The organism is Comamonas sp. B-9 (genome assembly GCF_000410635.1).
GTDB lineage: Bacteria > Pseudomonadota > Gammaproteobacteria > Burkholderiales > Burkholderiaceae_C > Comamonas.
Genome location: NZ_KE148560.1, coordinates 1,476 through 3,959, shown reverse-complemented (window position 1 = coordinate 3,959; position 2,484 = coordinate 1,476). Strand labels below are relative to the sequence as shown.

The window sequence follows — 2,484 nt, the reverse complement described above, 5'->3', positions numbered from 1 at the left end:
AGCTGCCGCTTGCGCTCGCTGTCAAACAGGCCTTCGGATTCGAGCTGCGCCTTGAGCCGCAGGAACTGCTCAAACAAGGCCCCCTGCCCGGCCCGGCGCATGCCTTCGACAATCAGCTGCAGATCGCCGCGTTGCTCATAGACCCCCAGCTTGCCGACCACCTCGACCAGCTCGCCGTCGCGCGGGTTGAAGTCCAGCGCCTGTGCGGAGCGTCGAAACATCGCGCAGCGCACCTGGCCGTTGGCATCCTTGAGGTTGAAGTAGCAGTGGCCGCTGGCCGCGCGCGAGAAACCGCTGAGCTCCCCGCGCACCTCCACCGGGTTGAAACGCGCCGCCAGCGCATCGGCCACCGCCCGGCACAGCGCGCCCACCTCCCAGATTCGGGGGCTGGGGGTGGCGTTGGCAGCGGCGGTGGGCGGGTAGTGTGTGGTGTCCATAAAAATGGCCGGCTTGGCGACAGGCTCGGCGCGGCAGAAATCAGGAGAGGTGAGTGTTGGTTGCGCCGCAGTACGGCATCCAGCAGACATGGTAGCGGCTGGCACTTGCGCCAGGTATCCAGCGGGCTCGCCATCGTTTGCCAGATGCAGAGGCTCCGTTATCGGAAGGGGCTGCCAATTAGCTGCCAAAGCAACCACTGGCAGCGGCATTTTTTCCCGTCACAGCAACGACATAGAGACCATGGAAGGCTCAAAAGTCGCCGTTTCCCACACCTCCAACACGCAGTAGTCCACAAGAGAGCGGCTCTGTGACAGCGTCATGCATACGTCATACTCTGTAGCACAAAATATTGAACCTACGTACAAGCTTTTGATTTTTCAATATTTTTATCAGCTTATTTTTTAAGCAATCTAAGAAAAACCCCGTAAATTGGGCAATTTTTCCGGCTGATGACACATTACCCACAAAGTTATCCACATTTTTTGTGGATGACTGGGCCTTTCCGGCATCCCGGGACTGTGGGTTGGACGCAGCGCCAGCGCCGATTTTAGGCGGACCGGCAGTGGCCTTGGGCCATAATGGCCGCTGAAAAAAGAAAGAGCGGAGAGAGAATCTTGTTTTCCATCATCCAAGCAGCAGGCTGGCCCATCTGGCCCTTGATTGCCTGCTCCATCCTGGCCCTGGCATTGATCGTTGAGCGCTTTGTGGCCCTGAAAGCTGACAAAGTCGCCCCGGCCAACCTGCTGCAGGAAGCCATGTCCGTCTCTGCCAATGGGGTGCCCAGCGCCGAAGTGGTGAACCAGCTTGGCCAGAACTCGTCGCTGGGCGAGGTGCTGGCCAGCGGCCTGCGCACCATCACCTTGGAGCCCCGCATCTCGGAGGCCGACCTGCGCGCCACGCTGGAGAGCACCGGCCGCCGCGAAGCGCAAAAGCTCGAAAAGTACCTCACCGCCCTCGCCACCATCGCATCGGCCGCGCCGTTGCTGGGCCTCTTGGGCACGGTGATCGGCATGATCGAGATCTTTGGCTCGCAAAGCGGTGGCGGCAACAACCCCAGCATGCTGGCCCATGGCATCTCGATTGCGCTATACAACACGGCCTTTGGCCTGATGGTGGCCATCCCTGCCCTCATTTTCTGGCGCTATTTCCGCAGCCGGGTCGATGGCTATCTGCTCACCCTGGAGCTGTCGGCCGAGCAGTTTCTGCGCCACCTGAACAAGCTGCGCCGCAGCTGATCGCCGGGCAGGAGCCAGCATGAACTTTCGCCCCCGCACCACGACAGAGCCCGAGATCAACCTGATCCCGTTCATTGATGTGCTGCTGGTCGTGCTCATCTTCCTGATGCTCTCGACCACCTACAGCAAATTCACCGAGTTGCAGCTGACCTTGCCGACCGCCAATGCCGAGCAGCTGCGCGACCGGCCCAAGGAAATCATCGTCTCCGTCGCTGCCGATGGGCGCTATGCCGTGGGCAAGGTCGCGCTGGAAGGCAAGACCGTGGCCGACATGGCCGAGGCGCTGCGCAATGCCGCCACCGCTGGCAAGGACAGCGTGATCATCATCAGCGCCGATGCGCTGGCGCCGCACCAGTCGGTGGTCTCGGTGATGGAAGCCGCCCGCCGCGTGGGCCTGCAGCAGATCACCTTCGCCACCCAGACGGCCGCACGCTAAACCCCAGGCCCCGCGCCTGGGCAGTGCTAGCATGCAGCCTGCATGACCGTCCCGCCCCCTCCCAATCCTTCGCCCTCAGCTGCTGCCACGCGCCCCCGCTCGGCGCGCATCACCGATGCCTGGCAGCGCAAAGGCCTGCTGGCCATAGCGCTGCTGCCGCTGTCCTGGTGCTATGCGGCGCTGGGCGCGCTGCGCCGCGCCCTTTACCGCACCGGCCTTTGCAAGGCCTACCGCGCGCCGGTGCCCGTGGTGGTGGTCGGCAATGTGATTGCCGGCGGCGCCGGCAAGACGCCCGTCACCCTGCACCTGGTGCAGGCCTTGCAGGCCCGGGGCTGGCGGCCAGCGGTTATCTCGCGCGGCTATGGGCGCGACAAC

At 63.1% G+C, this 2,484-nt stretch carries 4 protein-coding genes; 3 read left to right on the top strand and 1 reads right to left on the bottom strand.

Annotated elements, in window-relative coordinates:
- Positions 1-437, bottom strand: a 437-nt coding sequence (locus tag H928_RS33215) for an exodeoxyribonuclease VII large subunit (protein WP_043339682.1), incomplete at its 3' end; no start/stop codon positions are given.
- Positions 438-1,052: 615 nt separating this feature from the next.
- On the opposite strand from H928_RS33215, the gene H928_RS0110910 reads away from it, so the two are divergent.
- From H928_RS0110910 to H928_RS27245, 3 genes are all read left to right on the top strand, one after another.
- Positions 1,053-1,673 carry a MotA/TolQ/ExbB proton channel family protein gene (locus H928_RS0110910; RefSeq protein WP_021026538.1) on the top strand — a complete coding sequence of 207 codons (621 nt, stop codon included), beginning with the start codon at positions 1,053-1,055 and terminating at the stop codon, positions 1,671-1,673.
- A 19-nt stretch (positions 1,674-1,692) separates the two neighbouring features.
- On the top strand, positions 1,693-2,109 hold the full coding sequence (locus tag H928_RS0110905) for a biopolymer transporter ExbD (RefSeq protein WP_021026537.1): 417 nt from the start codon (positions 1,693-1,695) through the stop codon (positions 2,107-2,109).
- A gap of 42 nt (positions 2,110-2,151) precedes the next feature.
- Positions 2,152-2,484: tetraacyldisaccharide 4'-kinase (locus H928_RS27245; protein ID WP_043339679.1), on the top strand; the 333-nt coding region annotated here is incomplete at its 3' end.

Coding starts and splice junctions, on each gene's coding strand:
- H928_RS0110905 (WP_021026537.1), top strand. CDS start 1,693: ATGAACTTTCGCCCCCGCACCACGACAGAGCCCGAGATCAACCTGATC.